We start from the raw sequence: 2,832 nt of genomic DNA, 5'->3' as shown, positions 1-2,832 counted from the left end.
TCCCGCCTGATTGAACTGCAAGCCACCGACTTCCGGCTGGGCACCCAGATTCGGGTGTATTACGGACCTGACTTTCAACAGGTGATGGACGACCCCGCCTTTGCCGCGCAGGCGACCGTCGTGGCCAAACGGGAAAACCTCTGGCAGATGCTTGCGCGCAAACGGGTCGACGGAGTAATTGCCGACGAACTTACCGGGGCCTATGAAATCCAGAAAATGGGCCTGGAGGAGTACATCAAGGCGGCTAATGTCGTGGTTTCAGATACAGCCGCCGAGGTGGCTTTCAGCAAGGAATCAAACGGCGCGGATTTTGTGCAGGCCTATTCCGCGGTATTGCAGCACCTGGTTGCCAATGGCACCTACGAGCAAATCGTGCAGCGTTACGTGGCCCCGGCGCTGTAGATTTGTTTTGGCTTGCGGGCTCGTCGAGCCACTCAGCCCACCGAGGTTCGTACCAATGACAGCGGCACCGGGCGCGCCTCGCGTTGCGCGAGGTAGCGGGTGCAGCTGACGCGCAGGAACGAGGCGAAGTTCACCACTTCGGCGCGCAGCTCCATGATCTCGTCATACAGTTTGGTGATCAGCTGGTTGGTGGTCATGCCGTCAACTTCGGCAATTTCCTGCAAAATCTGCCAGAACTGATTCTCCAGCCGCAGGGTGGTGACTACGCCGCGTATGCGCAGTGAGCGCGAGCGTGATTCATACAGAATCGGATCGGCTTTGACGTAGAGCTCACACATGCGGCCACCCCCTGAATGTTAATTGCGCAGATTACAGCGTTATCTTCGCGCCCAGCAATTTGACGAATGCGGCCAGCCAGGCGGGATGCGATGGCCAGGCAGGTGCGGTAACCAGATTGCCCTGAGTGTGGGCCTGATCCACCGGAATATCCATATAGGTGCCACCGGCCATTTTCACATCGGGCCCGCAGGCTGGATAGGCGCTGCATTCGCGGCCCTTGAGTACACCTGCTGCAGCAAGAATCTGTGCGCCATGGCATACCGCGGCGATCGGCTTCTGGGCCTTGTCGAACTGCTGCACGATTTCGATCACCCGTTCATTCAGGCGCAGGTATTCCGGGGCACGCCCACCAGGTACCACCAGGCCGACATAATCCTCGACCTTCACCTGATCAAAATCGTAGTTCAGCGCAAAATTGTGGCCGGGCTTCTCGGTGTAGGTCTGGTCACCCTCGAAGTCATGAATCGCGGTACGCACCGTGTCGCCGGATTTTTTATCCGGGCAGACAGTGTGCACTTCATAACCGAGCATGGTCAGGGCCTGAAACGGCACCATGGTTTCGTAGTCTTCGGTGTAATCACCGGCAAGCAGCAATAATTTCTTGGCGGACATGTTTGGCTCTCCTCTATTGGTTTATCCAGCTTGCACCGCTAAAGCCGCGGGCGGGTAACAGGTGACTACTACATCGGGAAAATGCACTCCTGAAATATCGAGAAAGGTTACGAAGAAACGTTTCGATAGATGGAGAGTCACACCCACACTTAGTTCAATAAAGGAGGTCGCGTTGTGATCATTGAAACCATAAAAGCCGAAGGCCTTTCACAGCTGTCTTATCTTGTTGGCAGCAACGGCGTGGCAGCGGTGATAGACCCGCAGCGCGACTGCGAAACCTATATCGAGCGTGCCCGTGCACGTGGCCTACAGATCAGCCATGTTTTCGAGACCCATCGCAATGAGGATTTCATCTCCGGGGCAGCTGTACTGGCCGAACTGACAGGCGCCAGGGTATGGCACGGTCCGAACCCTGCTGAACCGGTGCGTTATGCTGATACGGCGCGTGAAGGTGACAGCTTCGATATTGGCGCGGCAAGGATCTCCGTGCTGGAAACCCCCGGCCATACTGACGACCATCTGGCGTTTGCGCTTTATGACACCGAGTTTGATCAGGGTGCCGTTGGCGTATTTACCGGCGACGCCCTGTTTGTGGGTGACGTGGGCCGCACTGACTTCTACCCGGACCGTGCACGCGAGGTGTCGGGGCTGCTGTTCGACAGTCTGCGCAAGCTGGAAAAACTGGGCGACCAGACCATCATCTATCCGGCGCATGGCGCTGGATCGGTCTGTGGCGCGGGCATGGCGGACCGCGAATTTTCCACCATCGGTCATGAGCGGATGAACAATCCGTCCATGAAAATAACGGATCGCGAGGAGTTCATCGCGACGAAGCTGGAGGAAACGCATTATCTGCCACCGTACTTCAGCATCATGGAGCGGTTGAATGTCGAGGGTGGCAGCGCCATGCCGCGTACCGCGACGCCTGTTCCACTGGATTTGGCCGGCCTCAACAACGCAAAGATTGACCACATTATCGATACCCGCGGTGTCACCGCGTTTGCCGGGGCACACTGGCCAGGCGCACTGTGCATTCCCGCCGGGATGATCACCGCCTTCGCCGGTTGGTTTTTGAAAGAGAGCGATCATATTGCGCTGGTGTCGAATTCGATGGACGAAGCGACTAAAGCGGCTATCCATCTGCGGCGTACCGGGTTCGACCATATTGTCGGGGCATTTACCGCGATGGTCGGTTCAGTCGCCAGCGGACAGGAGTTCGAGTCGATGCCGATGGTGGATGTCGCGTGCGTCAAGGCCCGCATCGCGGAGCAATCCGAAGACTGGACGCTGCTGGATGTGCGTTCCGTCGACGAGGTGGAGGCGTACCCGATTGAGGCCGCTCGGCACATCTACGTGGGCCACCTTAACGAACAATGGCGGGATCTGGATCCCGGCCGGGCCTACACGATAATGTGCGCCAGCGGCGCGCGTGCCAGTGTGGCGGCGGGCTGGCTCAAGGCACAGGGATTCAAGCACGTG

At 58.0% G+C, this 2,832-nt stretch carries 3 protein-coding genes and 1 pseudogene; 2 read left to right on the top strand and 2 right to left on the bottom strand.

Features of this window, described 5'->3' with window-relative positions:
- A pseudogene (locus ABYA88_RS15995) lies at positions 1-402 on the top strand (ABC transporter substrate-binding protein); the annotation flags it as partial.
- A gap of 32 nt (positions 403-434) precedes the next feature.
- Here the strand turns inward: ABYA88_RS15995 and ABYA88_RS15990 are convergent.
- Both ABYA88_RS15990 and ABYA88_RS15985 read right to left on the bottom strand, forming a co-directional pair.
- On the bottom strand, positions 435-740 hold the full coding sequence (locus ABYA88_RS15990; protein ID WP_373188379.1) for a ribbon-helix-helix domain-containing protein: 306 nt from the start codon (positions 738-740) through the stop codon (positions 435-437).
- A 31-nt stretch (positions 741-771) separates the two neighbouring features.
- A complete protein-coding gene (locus ABYA88_RS15985) occupies positions 772-1,353 on the bottom strand; it encodes a DJ-1/PfpI family protein (protein ID WP_373188378.1) in 582 nt (193 codons plus the stop codon).
- A 174-nt stretch (positions 1,354-1,527) separates the two neighbouring features.
- On the opposite strand from ABYA88_RS15985, the gene ABYA88_RS15980 reads away from it, so the two are divergent.
- The coding region (locus ABYA88_RS15980) for an MBL fold metallo-hydrolase (protein WP_373188377.1) at positions 1,528-2,832 on the top strand (1,305 nt) is incomplete at its 3' end.

This window comes from Halopseudomonas sp., from assembly GCF_041579695.1.
Taxonomy (GTDB): domain Bacteria; phylum Pseudomonadota; class Gammaproteobacteria; order Pseudomonadales; family Pseudomonadaceae; genus Halopseudomonas.
The sequence above is the reverse complement of the archived record's forward strand: the minus strand, read 5'-3'. Positions and strand labels throughout refer to the sequence as shown.

Bases quoted from the DNA above. Each gene is read 5' to 3' on its own strand.
- ABYA88_RS15990 (WP_373188379.1), bottom strand. From the start codon at position 740: ATGTGTGAGCTCTACGTCAAAGCCGATCCGATTCTGTATGAATCACGC.
- ABYA88_RS15985 (WP_373188378.1), bottom strand. From the start codon at position 1,353: ATGTCCGCCAAGAAATTATTGCTGCTTGCCGGTGATTACACCGAAGAC.